At 72.7% G+C, this 19,316-nt stretch carries 18 protein-coding genes; 12 read left to right on the top strand and 6 right to left on the bottom strand.

Annotation, left to right across the window (positions count from 1 at the left end):
- Position 1 precedes the first annotated feature (1 nt).
- The 5 genes from ACIPSA_RS32805 (at position 2) to ACIPSA_RS32785 (ending at position 8,416) form a co-directional block, all read left to right on the top strand.
- Positions 2 to 4,672 carry a beta-ketoacyl synthase N-terminal-like domain-containing protein gene (locus ACIPSA_RS32805; RefSeq protein ID WP_402641057.1) on the top strand — a complete coding sequence of 1,557 codons (4,671 nt, stop codon included), beginning with the start codon at positions 2 to 4 and terminating at the stop codon, positions 4,670 to 4,672.
- The gene (locus ACIPSA_RS32800) at positions 4,669 to 5,001 is read left to right on the top strand and encodes an acyl carrier protein (RefSeq protein ID WP_402641055.1); all 333 of its coding nucleotides are present in this window, start codon (positions 4,669 to 4,671) and stop codon (positions 4,999 to 5,001) included. The genes ACIPSA_RS32805 and ACIPSA_RS32800 overlap by 4 nt, the downstream gene beginning before the upstream one ends.
- Positions 5,002 to 5,004: 3 nt before the next feature.
- Complete coding sequence (locus ACIPSA_RS32795; RefSeq protein WP_402641052.1) at positions 5,005 to 5,832, top strand: alpha/beta fold hydrolase; 828 nt, start codon at positions 5,005 to 5,007, stop codon at positions 5,830 to 5,832.
- The gene (locus ACIPSA_RS32790; RefSeq protein ID WP_402641049.1) at positions 5,829 to 7,013 is read left to right on the top strand and encodes a glycosyltransferase; all 1,185 of its coding nucleotides are present in this window, start codon (positions 5,829 to 5,831) and stop codon (positions 7,011 to 7,013) included. The genes ACIPSA_RS32795 and ACIPSA_RS32790 overlap by 4 nt, the downstream gene beginning before the upstream one ends.
- Positions 7,014 to 7,378: 365 nt before the next feature.
- Positions 7,379 to 8,416, top strand: a complete 1,038-nt coding sequence (locus ACIPSA_RS32785) for a class I SAM-dependent methyltransferase (protein WP_402641354.1) — start codon at positions 7,379 to 7,381, stop codon at positions 8,414 to 8,416.
- An 8-nt stretch (positions 8,417 to 8,424) separates the two neighbouring features.
- Here the strand turns inward: ACIPSA_RS32785 and ACIPSA_RS32780 are convergent, their stop codons facing one another.
- Positions 8,425 to 9,453, bottom strand: a complete 1,029-nt coding sequence (locus ACIPSA_RS32780) for a YbhN family protein (RefSeq protein ID WP_402641046.1) — start codon at positions 9,451 to 9,453, stop codon at positions 8,425 to 8,427.
- 255 nt (positions 9,454 to 9,708) lie between these two features.
- Between ACIPSA_RS32780 and ACIPSA_RS32775 the strand changes: the two genes are divergently transcribed.
- Entirely contained in the window at positions 9,709 to 10,359 is a 651-nt protein-coding gene (locus tag ACIPSA_RS32775) for a DedA family protein (protein WP_402641044.1), read from the top strand.
- Between the two features lie 13 nt (positions 10,360 to 10,372).
- On the opposite strand, the gene ACIPSA_RS32770 is transcribed toward ACIPSA_RS32775, so the two are convergent.
- Complete coding sequence (locus tag ACIPSA_RS32770; protein WP_402641041.1) at positions 10,373 to 10,906, bottom strand: gamma carbonic anhydrase family protein; 534 nt, start codon at positions 10,904 to 10,906, stop codon at positions 10,373 to 10,375.
- 107 nt (positions 10,907 to 11,013) lie between these two features.
- On the opposite strand from ACIPSA_RS32770, the gene ACIPSA_RS32765 reads away from it, so the two are divergent.
- A complete protein-coding gene (locus ACIPSA_RS32765) occupies positions 11,014 to 11,811 on the top strand; it encodes an acyltransferase (RefSeq protein WP_402641038.1) in 798 nt (265 codons plus the stop codon).
- A gap of 1 nt (position 11,812) precedes the next feature.
- On the opposite strand, the gene ACIPSA_RS32760 is transcribed toward ACIPSA_RS32765, so the two are convergent.
- Positions 11,813 to 12,670 carry an EamA family transporter gene (locus tag ACIPSA_RS32760; RefSeq protein WP_402641036.1) on the bottom strand — a complete coding sequence of 286 codons (858 nt, stop codon included), beginning with the start codon at positions 12,668 to 12,670 and terminating at the stop codon, positions 11,813 to 11,815.
- Positions 12,671 to 12,768: 98 nt separating this feature from the next.
- Between ACIPSA_RS32760 and ACIPSA_RS32755 the strand changes: the two genes are divergently transcribed.
- Positions 12,769 to 13,341: a helix-turn-helix domain-containing protein gene (locus ACIPSA_RS32755; protein ID WP_402641033.1), complete on the top strand. Its 573-nt coding sequence runs from the start codon at positions 12,769 to 12,771 to the stop codon at positions 13,339 to 13,341.
- Positions 13,342 to 13,384: 43 nt separating this feature from the next.
- On the top strand, positions 13,385 to 13,942 hold the full coding sequence (locus tag ACIPSA_RS32750; RefSeq protein WP_402641030.1) for a YbaK/EbsC family protein: 558 nt from the start codon (positions 13,385 to 13,387) through the stop codon (positions 13,940 to 13,942).
- Positions 13,943 to 13,967: 25 nt separating this feature from the next.
- On the opposite strand, the gene ACIPSA_RS32745 is transcribed toward ACIPSA_RS32750, so the two are convergent.
- Entirely contained in the window at positions 13,968 to 15,050 is a 1,083-nt protein-coding gene (locus ACIPSA_RS32745; protein ID WP_402641027.1) for a cation diffusion facilitator family transporter, read from the bottom strand.
- A gap of 61 nt (positions 15,051 to 15,111) precedes the next feature.
- Here ACIPSA_RS32745 and ACIPSA_RS32740 point away from each other — a divergent pair, with 61 nt between their 5' ends.
- Positions 15,112 to 15,465: an ArsR/SmtB family transcription factor gene (locus tag ACIPSA_RS32740; RefSeq protein WP_402641024.1), complete on the top strand. Its 354-nt coding sequence runs from the start codon at positions 15,112 to 15,114 to the stop codon at positions 15,463 to 15,465.
- 121 nt (positions 15,466 to 15,586) lie between these two features.
- Here ACIPSA_RS32740 and ACIPSA_RS32735 read toward each other — a convergent pair whose 3' ends face one another.
- Entirely contained in the window at positions 15,587 to 17,233 is a 1,647-nt protein-coding gene (locus ACIPSA_RS32735; protein ID WP_402641021.1) for an APC family permease, read from the bottom strand.
- A 201-nt stretch (positions 17,234 to 17,434) separates the two neighbouring features.
- Positions 17,435 to 17,842, bottom strand: coding sequence for a CoA-binding protein (locus ACIPSA_RS32730; RefSeq protein WP_402641019.1), 408 nt, complete (start codon positions 17,840 to 17,842; stop codon positions 17,435 to 17,437).
- A gap of 122 nt (positions 17,843 to 17,964) precedes the next feature.
- Between ACIPSA_RS32730 and ACIPSA_RS32725 the strand changes: the two genes are divergently transcribed.
- Both ACIPSA_RS32725 and ACIPSA_RS32720 read left to right on the top strand, forming a co-directional pair.
- Positions 17,965 to 18,771, top strand: a complete 807-nt coding sequence (locus tag ACIPSA_RS32725; protein WP_402641016.1) for a hypothetical protein — start codon at positions 17,965 to 17,967, stop codon at positions 18,769 to 18,771.
- Positions 18,768 to 19,316, top strand: coding sequence for a SixA phosphatase family protein (locus ACIPSA_RS32720; RefSeq protein WP_402641014.1), 549 nt, complete (start codon positions 18,768 to 18,770; stop codon positions 19,314 to 19,316). The genes ACIPSA_RS32725 and ACIPSA_RS32720 overlap by 4 nt, the downstream gene beginning before the upstream one ends.

Below are 19,316 nucleotides of genomic sequence, written 5' to 3'. Positions count from 1 at the left end.
CATGACGGACACGATGGGTCGCCAGAAACCGGTCGCCATCGTGGGGATGGCGGTCCTGCTGCCCGGCGCCCCCGACCTCGACACCTACTGGCGCAACCTCCGCGACGGCGTGGACGCCATCGAGGACGTGCCCGAGGGCCGCTGGGACGCCGACTACTACCGCCCCGGCACCGCGACCGGCCCCGCCGTCCCCGACCAGGTGTACTGCCGGCGCGGCGGGTTCGTGGACGGCCTCGCCGAGGTGGAGGTCACCCGGTACGGCATCATGCCGACCTCGGTACCCGGCACCGAGCCCGACCAACTGATCGCGCTCCACGTGTCCGCCGCGGCCCTCGCCGACGCGGGGGCCGACAGACAACTGCCCGACCGGCACCGCATCGGCGTCGTCCTGGGCCGGGGCGGCTACCTCACCCCCGGCCTGGTCCGGCTCGACCAACGGGTGCGGACAGCGGGACAACTCGTACGCACCCTCGGCGAGTTACTGCCCGACCTGTCGCCCGGTCAACTCGCCCGAGTGAGAGAAGCGTTCACCGAACGCCTCGGCCCGGCCAGCCCCGAGTCCGCGATCGGCCTGGTCCCCAACCTGGCCGCCTCCCGCATCGCCAACCGCCTCGACCTGCGCGGCCCGGCCTACACCGTGGACGCCGCCTGCGCCTCCTCCCTCGTCGCCGTCGACCAGGCCGTGGCCGAACTCACCTCCGGGCGCTGCGACCTGATGCTGGCCGGGGGAGTGCACCACTGCCACGACATCACCCTCTGGAGCGTCTTCTCCCAACTGCGCGCACTCTCCCCCAGCCAGCGCATCCGCCCCTTCCACCGCGACGCCGACGGCATCCTCATCGGCGAGGGCACCGGCATAGTCGTACTCAAACGCCTCGAAGACGCCGAACGCGACGGCGACCGCGTCTACGCGGTGATCAGGGGCACCGGCGTGGCCAGCGACGGCCGCACGGCCGGACTCGCCAACCCCGACCCCGGCGGTCAGACACACGCCGTGCGCCAGGCCTGGCGAGCCGCCGGACTCGACCCCGCCGCACCGGGCTCGGTGGGCCTCCTGGAGGCGCACGGCACGGCGACCCCGGCCGGAGACGCAGCCGAACTGGCCACCCTCACCGAGGTGTTCGGGACCGGCGACGGCCACGGCGACGAGCGCGCGGTGATCGGCTCGGTGAAGTCGATGATCGGCCACACCATGCCGGCCGCCGGAGTCGCCGGCCTGGTCAAGGCCGCCCTCGCACTCCATCACGGCACCCTCCTGCCCACCCTCCACTGCGACGACCCCCACCCCGCCCTCACCCGCACTCGTTTCCGCCCGCTGCACAAGGCGGTTCCCTGGGAGACCGGCCCGCAGCGACCGGTGCGGCGAGCGGCCGTGAACGCCTTCGGCTTCGGGGGCATCAACGCCCACGTCGTGCTGGAGGAAGCACCCGCGCCGGCCGCCCGAACCAGGACGGACACGAGCCCGCGCACGACGGCCACCGCCACCGCCGCCGTAACCGTCACCGAACCCGAGCGCGTCCTGCTCCTCGCCGCCGACAACCCCGACCGGCTCGCCGCCGCGCTGGACACCGACGACTCCACCGTCCTCGCCTCCGGCCTCGACACGACCCGCACCCACCCGGAGGCCGGACCGGCCCGCCTCGGCATCGTCGATCCGACCGCCAAACGGCTCGCCCTGGCCCGCCGGACGGTGACCAAGAGCCGCGCCTGGCAAGGCCGCAGCGACGTATGGTTCCGCCCCCGGCCCCTCCTGGGCGGCGGCGGACACGGCAAGCTGGCCTTCGTCTTCCCCGGCCTCGAAGGAGACTTCACACCCCGCGTCGACGACATCGCCGCCCACTTCGGCCTCACCCCGGTCGCCGCCACCGACAAGCAGGTGCGGGTCGGCGACGTGGGCCGGCACGGATTCGGCGTCGTCGGCGTGGGCCGGCTCCTCGACGCCGCGCTGCGCCGCCTCGGCGTGGTCCCGGACGCGGTGGCCGGGCACAGCGTCGGCGAGTGGACGGCCATGGTCGTGGCCGGGCTCTACTCCGGCGACCAGGTCGACGCCTTCATGGCCGACTTCGACCCCGACTCCGTGAGCGTGCCGGGCCTGGCCTTCGGCGCCGTCGGAGCCTCCGCCGAGCGCGTCCTGGCCGCCCTCCGCGACGCCTGGGCGGGCACCGGGATCGTGCTCTCCCACGACAACGCGCCCAACCAGTCCATGGTGTGCGGGCCGGACGGGGCGGTGGAGGACTTCGTACGGTCCTTCCGCGCCCAAGGCGTGCTGTGCCAGGTGCTGCCGTTCCGGTCCGGCTTCCACACCCCGATGCTGGAACCGTACCTGGCGCCCATCAAACAGGCCGCGGGCCGCTTCCGGCTCCATCCGCCGACCGTACCCGTGTGGTCCGGGACCACCGCGGCACCCTTCCCCGAGGCGGAGACCGCAGCCCGCGAACTGTTCGTCCGGCACCTGCTCGAACCCGTCCGCTTCCGCCTGCTCGTCGAGGCCATGTACACGGCCGGCCACCGCACCTTCGTCCAGACCGGCCCCGGCCAGCTCGCCTCCCTCATCGGCGACACGCTCGGCGACCGCGACCACCTGGCCATCGCCGCGAACTCGCCCCACCGCACCGGCCTGGCCCAACTCCGCCGCGTGGCAACCGCGTTGTGGACGGCCGGGGCCGACGTGGCACCGGCACTGCCCAAGCCGAACGTGACGACCCCCGCCACCCGACCACACCGCCCACCCGTGCGGCTCGACCTCGGCGGCGCGCTGGTGTCCCTCGACGGCCCGGCCCTCACCGCACTGCGCGCCGACATACGCGGCACCGCCCCCACCGGGCAAGCACGAGCACGTGCCACCACCCCGGACCCGCTGGACGCACTCACCGGACGCTTCCCGGTCGCCGCCGAACTGAGCGCGCTGCTGCGCGACACCGCCGACACGGCGGCCGCACTGATCGGCGCGAGCGACCGCCGACCGGCCAGAGCCCAGGCACGGACCCCGGCACCCCGGCCACCCGCGAGAACACCCGGCCCCGCCCCGGCCACACCCCCGGAATCCACCCCGGCCACCGCACCACCCACCCCCCACACCCGGCACACCACACTCCGCGTCTCCCCCGACACCATGCCCCACCTCCTCGACCACTGCTTCTTCCCGCAACGCCCCGGCTGGCCGGACGTGCCCGACCGATGGCCGGTCGTCCCGGCCACCACGATCGTGCGGCACATGATGGACGCGGCCGAGAACACCGCCCCGGGCATGCGGGCGATCGCCGTACACGGAGCACGCTTCGACCGCTGGCTCACCGCCACGCCGGCCGTCGACGTCCCGGTCACCGTCACCCACACCCCGGACGACCCGAACCGCCTCACCGTCACCTTCGGCCCCACGGCCCGAGCCGTCGTCGAACTGGCCGCCCGCCACCCCGCACCGCCCGCGACCCGCACCGCACCCCCCACCCCGGAACGCGTCCCCGACCACACCGCCGCCCAGCTCTACACCGAGCGCTGGATGTTCCACGGACCGGCGTTCCAAGGCGTCACCGACCTCACCGCGATCGGCGACCAACACGTACGAGGGATCATCACCACCCCAGCCGCCCCGGGCGCCCTGCTGGACAACGTGGGCCAGATCCTCGGCTACTGGATCATGGCGACCCGCACCGAACGGACCGTCGTGTTCCCCGTCCAGATGCGGCACATGCGGTTCTACGGACCGCACCCCGCCCCGGGTACCGACGTCGAATGCCTGGTGCGGATCACCTCGCTCACCGACACCCTCCTCGAGGCGGACGTGGAGCTGACCGTCGCGGGCCGGGTCTGGGCGGAGCTCACCGGCTGGCAGGACCGCCGCTTCGACAACGACCCGCAGACCCGCCCCGTCGAACGCTTCCCCGAACGCAACACCCTCTCCGAGCCCCGCCCCGACGGCTGGTCCCTGCTCCACGAGCGATGGCCGGACCTCGCCTCCCGCGAACTGATCATGCGCAACTCGCTCGGCGGAGTGGAGCGCACGCAGTACGCCGAACACACGCCACGCGGCCGCCGGCAGTGGCTGCTCGGCCGGATCGCGGTCAAGGACGCGGTGCGCCGCTGGCTGTGGGAACACGGCGAGGGACCCGTCTACCCGGCCGAGATCCGGGTCCGCAACGACGACCTGGGCCGCCCCTACGTCACCGGCGTGCACGGCCGCACCCTGCCCCCACTGGACGTCTCGCTCGCACACCGCGCCGAGGCCGGCGTGGCGATCGTACGGCCCCACACTCCCGGACCCGGCCCCGGCATCGACATCGAAGAAGTCACCGAACGCGACCCCGCGGCCCTTGCCGCCGCCCTCGGCGCCGAAGAACTCCGGCTCCTGCGCGCCCGCTGCGCGGACGGCGAGGACACCGAGGCACTGTGGTTCACCCGGTTCTGGGCCGCCAAGGAGGCGGTCGCCAAGGCGGAGGGCACCGGATTCGGCGGACGGCCCCGGGACTTCACGGTGTTCGACGCGGCCCCGGACGGAGACCGGCTGCTGGTCTCGGGTCGCCTGGAACGCGCGTACACGGTGCACTGCGAACGCGTCCGCAATCCCCCCGCGCTGCCGGACCGGGACTACGTCGTGGCCTGGACGACAGGACCGGTACCAGGAGCGGAAGAAGCGGCAGAAGCGGCAGAAGCCGGAGAGGAGCACGGCCGATGAACCCCATCCAGCCGACCAGCGAACGCGCCGACGAGGAGGCCGTGCTCGCCGACATCAGGGGCATGCTCCTGATCGTCCTGGAGGAGTACGACGAGGAGTACGGCGAGGAAGACCTCGAGATCGGCATGACCACCACGTTCAACCGCGACCTGGAACTGGAGAGCATCGACCTCGTCACCCTGGCCGGGCTCCTGGACCAGCGGTACGCAGACCGGGTCAACTTCGCCGAGTTCCTGGCCGGCATGGACTTCGACGAGATCATCGAACTCACCGTCGGCAGGCTCGTCGAGCACGTCGTGCAGAGCCTGAAGGCCGCGGAGGCGGGCTGACACATGGCGATGGTCGACACCGGCGACATCCGGCTGCACGTACAGAGAATGCTCCCCCGGCAGGGGCGCGCGACCGTGGCGACCGCCGTGCTCGTGCACGGTCTGCTCACCGACAGCCTGGCCAGCTACTACTTCACCGTGGCCCCCGCCTTCGCCGCGGCGGGCATCGACACGGTCATGTACGACCTCCGCGGCCACGGCCGCAGCGAACGCCCGCCGAGCGGCTACACCCTCGACCACAACATCGACGACCTGGAGGCGCTCCTCGACCGCCTGGACATCACCGGCCCCGTCCACCTGGTGGGGAACTCCTACGGCGGCACCATCGCGTTCGGCTGGGCGGCCCGCCACCCCGGGCGGACGGCGAGCCTGAGCCTGATCGAGTCCGAGCCGGCGACCCCGGCCTGGGCGGCGAAACTGGGCCGCATCCTGGACCGGGTGGTCACCGAACTGGCATACAACGAGCCCGACACCATTGCCTGGATCACCGCGAACCGCAGCCACAACATGGCCCGACTGGCCAAAGGGGCGGCGCGGCTGGCCCGGGAGACCACGCTCGGCCGGGACATTCCCGCCAGCCGCGTGCTGACCGAGGACGAGATCAGATCCGTACGCTGCCCGGTCCTCGGTGTCTACGGCGCCGACTCCGACCTGGTGGAACTGGTGACCCTGATGGAGACGCTGCTGGGGGACTTCCGGTCCGTGGTGCTGCCGGGGCACGAGCACTCCGTGCTGGTGGAGGCGCCCGGGACTGTCGGCGGGCACGTCCTGGAACTGATCCGTGCGGCGAGCGGGGGCACGGTCACGCCGGTCGGGGCCGAGGCCCGGTGAGCGCCTTCCTGTTCGTCGTGCCGCCCCTGGTCGGGCACATCAACCCGACCGTCGGCGTCGCGGCCGAACTCAGCGCACGCGGGCACCGGGTGGCGTGGGCGTGTCCCGAGCCCGCGCTGGTAAGCCGGCTCGCCGGAACGGAGGCCGTCGTGTTCCCCTGCCGGGGCATCACCGGCATCGAGCGGCCGCCCGAACTGCGTGGACCGGAGGCTCTGAAATTCCTGTGGGAGCGGTACCTGGTGCCGCTCGCCGACGCCATGGCCCCCGGCGTGCGGTCGGCGGCGCAGGACTTCCGGCCGGACGTGGTCGTCGCCGACCAACAGGCCTTCGCCGGCGCCCTGGTGGCCGAGCGACTGAGCCTGCCCTGGGCCACCTCCGCGACCACGTCCGCCGAGTTCACCGACGCCTACGACGGCATGCCCAGGGTCGCCGACTGGCTGAAGGAGCGGCTGACCGAGCTGCGGGAACGCATCGGCGACCCCGCGGGCACCGCCGACCCGCGGTTCTCGCCCCACCTGGCCCTCGCCTTCAGCACGCCCGAACTCGTCGGCCCGACGGCCCGCGAGGGGGACGCGATCCGTTACGTCGGCCCCTCGATCGCGGACCGCCCCGCCGCGCCCGGCTTCCCCTGGGAGTGGCTGGACCCCGGCCGGGCCAAGGTCCTGGTGACCCTCGGCACCGCCAATGCCGACGTGGGCGGCCGTTTCCTCGCGGAGTGCCTGACCGCACTGCGCGAGCGGGCCGACCGGGTCCAGGCGGTGCTCGTCGATCCGGGCGGCGCCCTGGCTGCCACCGGCGAGGACAAGGACGTGCTGATCCTGCCCGTCGTGCCCCAACTCCCGCTCCTGGAACGGGCCGACGCGGTGATCTGCCACGCCGGGCACAACACCGTGTGCGAGGCCCTCTGGCACGGGGTCCCGCTCGTCGTCGCCCCCATCCGCGACGACCAGCCCGTGGTGGCCGCCCAGGTCGTCGATGCGGGAGCGGGCATCAGGGTGAGGTTCGGCCGGGTCACCGCCCCCAGACTGGGCGCGGCCCTCGACACGGTCCTGCACGAGCCGGCCCACCGCGCGGCGGCCGCCCGCCTCCGCACGGCGTTCCGCACCGCGGGCGGCGCCACGGCCGCCGCGGGTCACCTGGAGCAGCTGGCGGCCGGCCGCGTACCCGGGGCGGGCCTGTGAGGGCGGTGCCGTGGGTGGGGGCCGGTGAGCGCGGGGCGCCGCAGCGGAAGACGGCCAACAGTCGATCACCGACAGTCGACGGTCGGCAGGCGACAGTCGACGATCCATGATCGACGGTCGACGGCCGACCGTAGACGATCTACAGCCGACAGGCGCCCGGCCCGCAGCAGACAGTCGACTGTCGACTCATCTACGGCAGACGGCAGACAGTCCACAGTCGACAGTCGACAGTCGACCCCCAACAGCCGACAAGCGGAGATCCGATGAGCGACGAGACTGAGCCGGTCGGCGGGATCGGTCCCACCGCCGACACCGAGCCCACGCACGAGGCCGAGCGCGCCGCACAGGCGGACCGCACCACGCGGATCGCCGCCCTGCGCCCCCTCTATCAAGCGGACCTGGCCGCCGGCACCGACCGGTTCTTCGAGCCCCGGCGCACCACCTGCCCCTGGTGCGGTTCGGAGCGGCTGACCGCCCGCCTGCGCACCACCGACCTGCTCCAGCACAAGCCGGGCCGCTTCGAGCTCGACCGGTGCGAGGACTGCGGGCACACCTTCCAGAACCCGCGGCTGAACGAGGCCGGTCTGGAGTTCTACTACCGCGACTTCTACGACGGCCTCGGCGAAGAGAAGATGGGCGGTACCTTCGGCGGGCGGACCGGGATGTACCGCGGCCGTGCCGAATCCATGCTGCCGCACGACGCCACTCCGAAGAACTGGCTGGACGTCGGCACCGGCCACGGCCACTTCTGCGAGGCCGCCCGCGAGGTGCTGCCCGACACCGCCTTCGACGGCCTCGACTTCACCGACGGAGTCGAACTGGCCGAACACGAGGGCAGGGTGGAGCACGGTTACCGCGGCGCCTTCCCCGATCTCGCCCAGGAACTCACCGCCCGCTACGACGTGGTGAGCATGTTCCACTACCTGGAGCACAGCACCGACCCCGACCGCGAACTGCGCGCCGCGCACGAGGTCGTACGTCCCGGCGGTCACCTGCTCATCGAGGTCCCGGACCCGGAGAGCCGCTACGCCCGTCTCCTGGGCCGCTGGTGGCTGCCCTGGCTGCAGCCGCAGCACCTGCACTTCGTGCCCGTCGCCAACCTGCGCCACCGCCTGACCGACCTGGGCTTCACGGTGGTCGCGGAGCAGCACGCGGAGCCGCACGACCCGGTCGATCTGCTCGCCGCGGTCTGGCTGGCGCTGGACCACGCCGCCCCGCGCGAGGACACGCCGTGGCTGGTCCGGCCGCCGGGCGCGGCCCGGCGCGGGCTGCGCACCGCCGTGGTCCTCGCGGGCGTGCCGGCCCTGGCCCTGGCCACGCTCCTCGACCGGTTCGCGGTACGGCCCCTCTCGCACCGTCTGGGCCTGTCGAACGCCTACCGGCTCGTGGCGCGCCGGGACTGAGCCGGGGCTCAGAGCACCTTCGCGCGGATCAGAGCCGAGAGGACCAGGGCGCCCGGCAGCAACGGAAGCCAGTCCGTCAGGACGCGGAAGCCGATGACGGTCGCCGTGGCCAGGGCCACCGGGGAGCCGAAGGCGGCCAGCGTGAACACCAGCGCCGCGTCCACGGCGAGGCCGCCGGGCGCGGGGACCGCTCCGACGGCGGTGCCCGCGGCCAGATACGCGACGACCACCTCCACCCAGGGCACCGGCAGTGCCAGCGCGGCCCCGACCGACGCGACCGTGCACGCCTGGAGCAGCGGCGTCGCGGCCGCCCCGCCCCACAGGGCCAGCACGCGACAGGGCCGGGTGTGCAGCAGCCGGGCGTCGGCGAGGGCGGTGCGCAGCAGACCCGTCACGGGGCGGCGCAACGGACGTACGACCACGAGGACCAGGCCCGCGGCGGTCAGGGCCATGGCCGTGATCAGCAGGGTCCGCCCGTCCGGGACCAGTTCGCCGAGCCGTCGTCCGGCCGGTGACACCGCGATGAACACGAGCAGCACCAGCGTTTTGGCGATGGGCTTCACCAGCGAGTACAGGGCGAGCGAGGCGGTGGCCCGGTCGAGCGGGACGCCACGCCCGCGCAGGAAGCGCAGGGTGACGGCGTGGGCGCCGATGCCCGCGGGCAGTGCGTGGTTCGCGGCACCGGCGGCGAACTGCGAGGCGAGCAGCAGCCCCGGCGGAAGCCGCTCCGGCAGGGCGCCCTGCCGTACGCACGAGGCCGCGACCCAGCCCAGGCAGGTGAAGCCCAGCCCGGCCAGCAGCCACCAGGGGTCGGCCGCGACCAGGCGGGCGCCGCCCTCGTGGACGACGGACCGGTTGGTCAGTGCCCAGATCCCGGCCGGCAGGAGTGGGCTGAGGCACAGCGCCAGCCGGAGGGGACGGGCCGACAGCGGGAGCGCGGGTGCGCCGGACGGAGCGGGGGACGCCGAGGGCGGCGGGGAGAGTGGTGATGGTGAGGAGAGCGGGGAGAGCGGGGAAGGTGGGGACAGCGAGGACACGGGGCACGTCGTCCTTCCGCATCGGGCCGTGCGGCGGGGACCGGGAGATGAGAGGCGGCGGGGGAAACCGGGGTGAGCCTTCCCGTCCCGTGTGACCGGCGGATGTCCGAAAACCGAAGGACCGTCGGCGGGACGGTGCCATGGTGCGGGCGCGCTCCGGCCGCCGTCCGGCGGCGAGCAGGTAGCCTTCCCTTGGGCGCGTCTTTACGGGTGACGTCCCGGAGAACAAGGACGCGACAAGGGGAGGAACCGGCGTTGCACGTCCAGGAATGGCTCGACACCGTGCCCGCGGCCGCCGTCTATGCCGTGGTGGCCCTGGTCATCGGTCTGGAGAGCCTGGGCATCCCGCTGCCGGGCGAGATCGTCCTGGTCTCGGCGGCCCTGATGTCCTCACAGCACTCGGGCATCAACCCGATCGTCCTCGGTGTCTGCGCGACCCTCGGCGCCGTCGTCGGCGACTCCATCGGCTACGCCATCGGCCGCAAGGGCGGACGCCCGCTGCTGGCCTGGCTCGGCAAGAAGTTCCCGAGGCACTTCGGCGAGGGGCACGTCGCCACTGCCGAGCGGTCCTTCGAGAAGTGGGGCATGTGGGCCGTCTTCTTCGGCCGTTTCATCGCCCTGCTCCGGATCTTCGCCGGCCCGCTCGCGGGTGTCCTGCACATGCCGTACTGGAAGTTCCTGATCGCCAACCTCCTGGGCGGCATCTGCTGGGCGGGCGGCACCACGGCGGTCATCTACTACGTCGGTGTCGTCGCCGAGGACTGGCTCAAGCGCTTCTCGTACCTGGGCCTGGTGGCGGCCGCGCTGATCGGCCTGACGTCGATGCTGGTGCTGAAGCGGAAGGCGAAGAAGGCGGCGGCCGAGAAGCGGGCCTCGGAACAGGAACCCGTCCCGGCCACCGACTAGGAAAGCGCGGCCGTCACGGCTTTTCGTGCACGTCCCGGTGCGCCTTCGCCAGCTCCGCGTACAGCGTGCCGTTCAGGGTGACGCCCTCCCGCTCCTCGGCGGTCAGTTCCCGCTTCACCTTGGCCGGCACCCCCGCCACCAGTGACCCCGGCGGCACCACCATCCCCTGCGGCACCAGCGCCTGCGCGGCGACCAGGGAGCCCGCGCCGATCACCGCCCCGTTGAGGACGGTCGCTCCCATGCCGATCAGGCAGTCGTCCTCCACGGTCGCCCCGTGGACCACGGCGTTGTGCCCGATGGAGACGCGCTCGCCGACCGTGACCGGGAAACCGGGGTCGGCGTGAAGGGTGGCGTTGTCCTGGACGTTGGCGCTCGCACCGACGGTGATCCGCTCGGTGTCACCGCGCACCACCGCCCCGTACCAGACGCTCGCCCCCGCGTGCAGCGTCACGTCACCGATCACGGAGGCCGTGGGCGCCACGAAGGCCTCCGGCTCGATCCTGGGCTCCTTGCCGCCGATGCCGACGATCAGCGCCTTGTGTGTCATCCGCGTCCACCGTCTCTCTGCCGTGCGCTTGCCGAGTTTCCTGCCGAGGGAAGTACACCCGCACCGTACGTCACCCGGTGGGGCGAAGATCACAGCGGTCCGGTCTCATGAGCGCGGCCGGCGCTGAGTACCGTGAGCGGGTGCCCAAGCCCAAGAACACGTTCTCATCCTGGCGGCGTCGCCTCGCCCAGCGGGCGGTCCACGCGGGCTGGGCCTGGGTGCAGCGAACGGGATCCGTGACCGCCGAGCATCCGGGGCGGCTGCGCTTCGGCGCGATGGGAACAGGTACCAGACTCGCCTTCCCGCTCGGCACGGTCTTCGGCGAACCCTGGATCCACCTCGGCGCCTGCTGCATCATCGGCGAGCAGGTCACCCTGACCGCGGGTCTGATGCCCGACCTCGACCTCGGGCCCGACCCGATCCTGCGCATCGGTGACGGGGTGGTCCTCGGCCGCGGCAGCCACGTCATCGCCGACACCACGGTGACGATCGGCAGCGACTGCTACTTCGGTCCGTACGTCTACGTCACGTCCACGAACCACTCGTACGACGATCCGCACGAGCCCATCGGCAGGCAGTGGCCGCGGATGGAGCCGGTGGAGATCGGGCCGGGCTGCTGGATCGGGACGGGGGCGGTGATCCTGCCGGGCGCGCGGATCGGCCGGAACGTGGTCGTCGCGGCCGGTGCGGTGGTGCGCGGGACGGTCCCCGACCACGCCGTGGTCGCCGGGGCGCCCGCGCGGGTCGTACGGCGCTGGACTCCCGACGAGGGCTGGCAGCCGCCCCTGCGGACACCCGCCCCGGTGCCGATACCGGACGGCGTAACCCCGGACCAGTTGCGGGCGCTGGCGGACCTGGACGAGGAGGGGGCGGCCCGGCTGGCCCAGCTGGAGACCGAGCGCTGACTCAGCCCGTGGCCAGCAGCAGTGTCCCCAGCAGGGCGAGGCCCGCGCCCGCCGCCTGGACGGGGCGCAGGCGTTCGCCGAGGAAGCCGCGTGCGGCGAGGGCGGTCACCACCGGGTACAGGGAGGCGAGCACCGCCGCCACCGTGATCGGGCCGTGCTGTGCGGCGACCGCATAGGTGCCGTTGGCCGCGACGTCGGCAAGACCCACGAAGGCGAGAGCCGGCAGTGACGCCCAGGGGAAGCCGCCTTCCGGGAGGGCGGTCGTACCGAGTGCGGCCGAGACGTACAGTGCGGCGCCGCCCAGGGCGACGCTCGTCAGCCGTTGCACGAACAGCGCCAGGAACAGGCCGGTGACGGTGGTCGAGGCCTCGATGAAGAGCGCGAACACCGTGCCGAAGCCGAGCGCCGCGACGAGGGTGAGCAGAATTGTCTGCCGTTGTACGGGCGCCCCTCTGAGCTGCGGCCCGCCCGCGAGGACGACACCGGCGACGGCGACGGCGATGCCCAGGACCTGCGTCGGCCCGGGGCGCTCGCCGAGGAGGAGGCCCACGCCGACGGGGACGGCCACGCTCAGTGTGGCGAGGGGGGAGACGACGCCCATCGGACCCAGGGCGAGCGCCTTGTAGAAGGCGAGCAGCGCCACCGGCCCCGCCAGGCCCGCCGCGCACGCGAACCACAGCCGCGGACCGGTCTCGTTCCAGCCGTCGGCCGCCATCACGACCGTACCCAGGACGGCCGCCGCGATCGCCTGGGAGACGGCCACCACCGTCAGTACCGGGGTGCGCCGTGTCAGCAGCCCGCCGCCGAAGTCGGCCAGACCCCACAGGAGACTGGTGGCCAGGGCGAAGAATGCTGTCATGGCCGCCTCGCAGTACAGTTCGGTGAACGATCAGGTGCACCACACCGCAGTGCAATGAATTATACTCTGTTATTCAGAATATTGGACGTGGACGTAAAGTGTCGGACCTCGACCTGCTGACCCAGTCCCTGGCGCGCAATGTCAAGCACTGGCGCGCGGTGCGCGGCTTCACCCTGGACGTGCTCGCCGCCCGGGCCGGCGTGAGCCGCGGCATGCTCATCCAGATCGAGCAGGCCCGCACCAACCCCAGCCTCGGCACGGTCGTCAAGATCGGCGACGCGCTCGGCATCAGCATCACCACGCTGCTCGACTACGAGCAGGGCCCGAAGGTCCGTGTCGTCCCCGCCGAGCAGGCCGTACGGCTCTGGCACACGGACGCGGGCAGCTACAACCGGCTCCTCGCGGGCACCGAGGCCCCCGGACCGCTGGAGATGTGGGACTGGCGCCTGATGCCCGGCGAGCACAGCTCCTCCGACCCGCACCCCGTCGGCACGGTCGAACTGGTCCACGTCACGGCCGGGGAGCTGACGCTCACCGTCGACGGCACGGAGTACCGCGTCCCGGCCGGCGCGAGCGCCGCCTTCGAGGCCAACGCGCCCCACACGTACGGCAATGCCGGCGCCGTGCCGATGGAGATGGTGATGGCGGTCTCGGTCCCGCCCGTGCCCTGAGCCGCCCGGCCGCCCGCCGCCGTACGGCTGTTAGCGTGCGGCCATGCGCGCACCCATCGGACACTTCGACACCGCCGTCCCCGCTCCCGACTGCCTCGACGAGCTGACCCGACCGGTCGCCGACGCCGTACGCGACTGGCGCGGCACCGTCCCCGCCACCGAGATCGTCTACGTCGACACCGATCCGCAGTGGGCCGACACCGCCGTCTTCGTCGAACACTACGGCCGTGAGCTGCTGGAGCAGTCGGCCAACTGTGTGGTGGTCGCGGGCAAGCGGGGCGCCGAGACCACCCTGGCCGCATGCGTGGTGCTCTCCACCACCCGGGTCGACGTCAACGGCGTCGTGCGCCGCCGGCTCAGCGCCCGCAAGGCCTCGTTCGCCTCGATGGACACGGCGACGGGGGAGACGGGTATGGAGTACGGCGGCATCACCCCGGTCGGACTGCCCGAAGGCTGGTCCGTGCTGGTCGACTCGGCCGTCGTCGACCTGCCCTACGTCCTGGTCGGCAGCGGACGCCGGCGCGGCAAGCTGCTCGTGCCGGGCAAGGCGTTCGCGGAGCTGCCCGGTGCGGTGGTGCTCGACGGGCTCGGGGTCGCCTGAGCTCAGGCCGTCGGATGACCTGAGCTCAGGCCGTCAGATGATGGGCCAGCGCCAGATGCGGGTCCGTCTCACCCAACACCAATGCCGGGTCGGCGTGCACCAGGGCGGCCGTGAGCCTCGGTACGGCGTGCAGCAGGGCGTGCTCGGCCTCGACGGTGATCGCGTGTGCCTGGCGCACCGTCGCCCCGCCGTCCACCACGACCGCGATCTCGGCCCGCAGCCGGTGCCCGATCCAGCGCAGCCGCAGCTCGCCCACCCCGTGCACGCCCGGCACCTCTTTCAGCGCCCGTTCGGCCCGGTCCACCAGCGCCGGGTCGACGGCGTCCATCACCCGCCGGAACACCTCGCGTGCCGCGTCCCGCAGCACCAGCGCGATGGCGGCCGTGATGGCCAGCCCCACGAGCGGGTCGGCGAGTCGCCAGCCCAGCGCGGAACCTCCGGCGCCCAGCAGCACGGCCAGCGAGGTGAATCCGTCCGTCCGCGCGTGCAGGCCGTCGGCGACCAGCGCGGCCGAGCCGATCGCCCGCCCCACCCGGATCCGGTACCGGGCCACGCACTCGTTGCCCGCGAATCCGACCAGCGCGGCCACGGCCACCGCCGGCAGGTGCGTCACGGGGCGCGGGTCCAGGAGCCGGTCGACCGCCTCCCAGGCCGCGAAGGCCGCGGACGCGGCGATGGTCAGCACGATCGCGATGCCCGCGAGATCCTCGGCGCGCCCGTAGCCGTAGGTGAAGCGCCGGGTCGCCGCGCGGCGGCCGAGCACGAAGGCGATGCCCAGCGGTACGGCGGTCAGCGCGTCCGCGGCGTTGTGCACCGTGTCGCCGAGCAGTGCCACCGATCCGGACGCGACCACCACGACCGCCTGCACCAGCGCGGTCGCGCCCAGCACGGCCAGCGAGAGCCAGAGCGCGCGCATCCCGCGGGCCGAGGACTCCAGGGCCGGGTCGAGTTTGTCAGCGGTCTCGTGGGAGTGCGGGGTGAGGAGGTGGGTGAGGCGGTGGCGCAGGCCGGCGGAGGGGTGGGTGTGGGCGTGGTCATGCCCGTGGCCGTGGTGGTCCGGGTGCGCGTGCGCATGGCCGTGGTCGTGGGGGTGGTGCCGGTCGCTCACGTCGATGCCCTTCCGGTGCGCGGGAGTGGACGGGGGACGCCCATGGAGCCATTATGTGCGTATGAGCGCACGCATGCACCTATCACCTGCACATCATGCGCAGCCGCGCAGCCCGGGCGATGAGCAGTTCGCACTCGCCGCCGAACTTCTCGCCCTGCTCGGCGACCGCACCCGCCTCACGCTGCTGCACGCGCTCACGGCGGGGGAGGCCGACGTCACCACCCTCACGCACGCCTGCGGCGCGGCCCGGCCCGCCGTCAGCCAGCACCTGGCCCGGCTGCGGCTCGCGGGGCTCGTGAACACGCGCAAGGAGGGCCGCCGGGTGGTCTACTCGCTGCGCGACGGACATCTGCGCCGCCTGGTGGACGAGGCGCTGAACGTCGCGGACCACCGGCTCGGTGAAACCGGCCGCTGAGCCGCTCCGGCAGGGCGGGCGCCTCGTCCGGATCGCCGGCCGCCCTCGGCGCAAACGACGGTGTCCCGTCAGCCACGGCCGGGCGGCCGCGGCTGACGGGACACCGTCTGCGGAGTGCGGGTCAGTGCGCCGGGGCGTCGGTGACCACGACCTCGTCGATGCTCCGCTCGATCTCCTCGGGCCGCGACGCGGTCGCCTTGGCCCAGTAGTAGATGCCGAGGGAGAAGACGGCGACGACGAGGATGTCCCACCACAGGGGGATGTTGCCCTGGGCGCCCTCGCCGAAGCCGCCCTGCCAGGAGATCAGGCCCAGGCCCAGCAGGTAGCCCGGCAGCCACTGCGCGGACTTGAAGGACATCCGCGGCGCGTCGGGCAGGCCCTTCTTGGTCGCGTACCAGGCGTAGCCGCCCAGCAGGACGTAGCCGAGCACGATCGCGAAGCCGAGCCGCCACAGGGTGTTCCAGCCGGCCCAGTAGATGATCAGGTTGGCGACCACGAACGACAGCGGAGAAACGATTTTGCCGGCGGGCAGCCGGTACGGGCGCTCCAGGTTCGGCAGCCGGTCGGCGAAGACGCCGTACGCCAGCGGCGCGCCCGCGTACATCAGGACGCTCGCCGAGGTGATGAAGCCGACCAGTTCCTGCCAGCTCGGGAACGGCAGGAAGCAGACCACGCCGGTCACGAAGGACATGATGAGGCCGAACCACGGCACGCCGCGGGCGTCGGTCTTGGCGAACACCTTGGGCGCGTAGCCGTTCTTGGCCAGGCCGTAGGAGACGCGGGAGGTGGCGGTGGTGTAGATCAGGCCGGTGCCGCCGGGGGAGATGATCGCGTCGACGTAGAGGACGAAGCCCAGCCAGCCCAGGCCCACCAGGGTCGCCAGGCCCGCCCAGGGGCCGCTGATGCCGGGGAAGTCCAGCTTGGCCCAGCCGTGCGCGAAGGAGGTGTGCGGCAGCGCACCGATGAACACGACCTGGAGCAGGATGTAGATCACGGCGCCGATCGCGACCGAGCCGAGGGTGGCCCGGGGCAGGTCGCGCTTGGGGTTGCGGCTCTCGCCCGCCAGCTGGATCGCCTGCTCGAAGCCGAGCAGCGCGAAGATGATGCCGCTGGAGCTGATCGCGGCGAGCACGCCCTTGGCGCCGAACGGCGCGAAGCCCTCCGAGGTGAAGTTGCCGGCGTGGAAGTTGCCCGCGGCGATGATGAAGATCGCGCCCAGCGGGACGGCAATCTTCCACCAGGTGGCGGCGCTGTTGGTGTGGGCCAGGGCCCGGACGCCGAAGAAGTTGACGCCGACGAAGACGGCCATCAGGAGGACGGCGGTGGTGATACCGCCGGCCGTCAGCGTGCCGTCGGCGTGCTGCAGGCCCTGGGCCCACTTCCAGTGACCGGCGTAGCCGATCATGGCCTCGACCTCGATCGGGGCCACGGTCGCCGCCTGCAGCCAGGCGAACCAGCCGAAGGACATGCCGGCCAGGCCGCCGAAGGCGTAGTGCGGGTAACGGGCCGTGCCACCGGCCACCGGGAACATGCCACCCAGTTCGGCGTGCACCAGCGCCAGCAGGACGATCGCGATCGCGCCGATCACCCACGAGATGATCGCCGCGGGGCCCGCCACCACGACCGCCTTCTCGGCGCCGTAGAGCCAGCCGGAGCCGATGATGGAGCCCACCGAGGCCCACATCAGGCCGATCAGCCCGACGTGGCGCCGCAGGCCGTCGCTGGACTCCTTCGTGGCTTCGGGCACGGCATGGTCGACATTCACCATGTCAAGTGGCCTCTCAGTTTCTGAACGCTGCTTTAACGGACAAGAGGCCACAGGTTAGGGACGCATTCGAGATCCGCAAAAGACTGTAGCCCAAAATTTGACCCATTACTTGGCCTGCGGTTGGCACAGTCTTTACCCAGGTCAGTGGGTGGTAACGAATGTGCGTATTCAGTTGCGCATTGCGAGAAGATCGCGCAACAGCTACTGCAGAGTAGGAATTTCGATCGCCGGGCAGCGGTCCATTACCATGTCCAGCCCGGCGCCCCGGGTCCGTTCGTAGGCGCCCTCGTCGATCACTCCGAGCTGGAACCACACGGCCTTTGCGCCCTTGGCGACGGCCTCTTCCGCGACCGGACCGGCGAGCTCGCTGTTGACGAAGACGTCGACCACGTCCACCTCGAAGGGGATGTCCGCGAGGGAGGCGTAGCCGCGCTCGCCGTGGACCGTCTCCGCCGTCGGGTGCACGGGAACGATCCGCTTGCCGAACCTCTGCAGCACCTCGGCCACGCCGTACGCCGCGCGGCGCCGGTTCGAGGACAGGCCGACCACCGCCCAGGTGTCACCGAGCTCGGTCAGGATCCTGCGGATCGTCGCTTCGTCGCCGTACACGGTGGGCCTCCTCGGGCTCCGGGGGAACAGTCCTCCCGGCAACAGCACGGGCCGGAGCGGGATTCCCCGTCCCGCCCGGAGGGGGACCGATGTCCCGCCACGATGTCCGGATTCGGCGTCAAGTGCCTGCGTACGGCCGTTCGTCCGCCTACGCTCACCCCGTGCTGCGCATCACCGACGCCCGAACCGGCGAGACCGTCGACGCCGCCCCCGCCCGCCGTGGCCTCACCCGTGTCCAGGCGCACGCGTCGGAGCCCGGCCCCTCGGCCCTGCGCGTGCTCCTGGTCGCCGACCTCCTCGTGCGCGCCCTGGAGCTCGGCGGTACTCCCGTCCTGGCGATGCTGAGCGGCCACCGCGGCCGGGCCGAACTCCGCGCGGCCGCCGCGACCCTGGGCATCCGCCCCTTCGAGGACGCCCACGACCTCGCCTCGGGGCCCGGGGAGGCGCAGACCGTGCACGTGGTGGAGGAGGGCGGGGAGGTGCCCGGCAGCGGGGTGGTGGTCGGCGTCGCTCCTGTGGTCGGGGCGGACGCGCCCGGGCCAGCCGGACAGGCCGCCCCGTCCGGCAGTGCTCTGCCGGACCCGCTAACCGACCCCTCCGCCCTGCGCCTCGCCCTGCTGTCCGGCCCGCGCGGCACCCCGGTACGACTCGACACGGACGCACTCGACGAGGCCGGGCGGACACTCGCGCGCTGGCGGCGGGCCGTGGCCACCTGGGCGCGGCAGCCGTCGCGGCCGATCCCCGACGAGGTACGAGGGCGGCTGCGGGCCGCATGGGAGGACGATCTGGACGTGCCCGAGGTACTGAGGGTCCTGCGCCGGGTGGAGACCACCGCCGACCTGCCGGACGGCGCCCGCTTCGAGACCTACGCCTACACCGACCGTCTCCTGGGCCTGGAACTCGCCCGCGACCTCGGGACCCTCTCGTGAGCGCCCGTGCGGGAGCGGGCCCGCATCGCCGGCTGGTCGTGCTGCGGCACGCCAAGTCCGCCTGGCCCGAGGGCGTCCCCGACCACCAGCGCCCGCTCGCACCGCGGGGCCGCCGGGACGCCCCGGCCGCGGGGGTCGCCCTCGCCGAGGCCGACTGCCTCCCCGACCTCGCTCTGTGCTCCACCGCCGTACGCGCCCGCCAGACCTGGGAACTGGCCTCGGCCCAATGGGGCACGCCCCCTCCGGTACGGCACGACCGACGGCTGTACGCGGCCGGCCCGGAGGACCTGCTGGCCGTCGTGCGCGAGGTACCGCCCGAGGTGGAGACCCTGCTGCTGGTCGGGCACAATCCCGGCCTGGAGCAGCTGGTGCTGGAAATCGCGGGGGACAGTCTGGACGACGCGCTGGACGAGGTGCGGACGAAGTTCCCGACGTCCGCGATCGCCGTCCTGGCCTGGCACGGCACCGGCTGGGAGGCCCTCGGCCCGGGCACGGCGCTGCTGACGTCGGTGACCGTGCCGCGCGGGAAGAAGGAGCAGGAGTAG

The sequence above is a fragment of the Streptomyces sp. NPDC086549 genome (assembly GCF_044746205.1).
GTDB lineage: Bacteria > Actinomycetota > Actinomycetes > Streptomycetales > Streptomycetaceae > Streptomyces.
The sequence above is the reverse complement of the archived record's forward strand: the minus strand, read 5'-3'. Positions and strand labels throughout refer to the sequence as shown.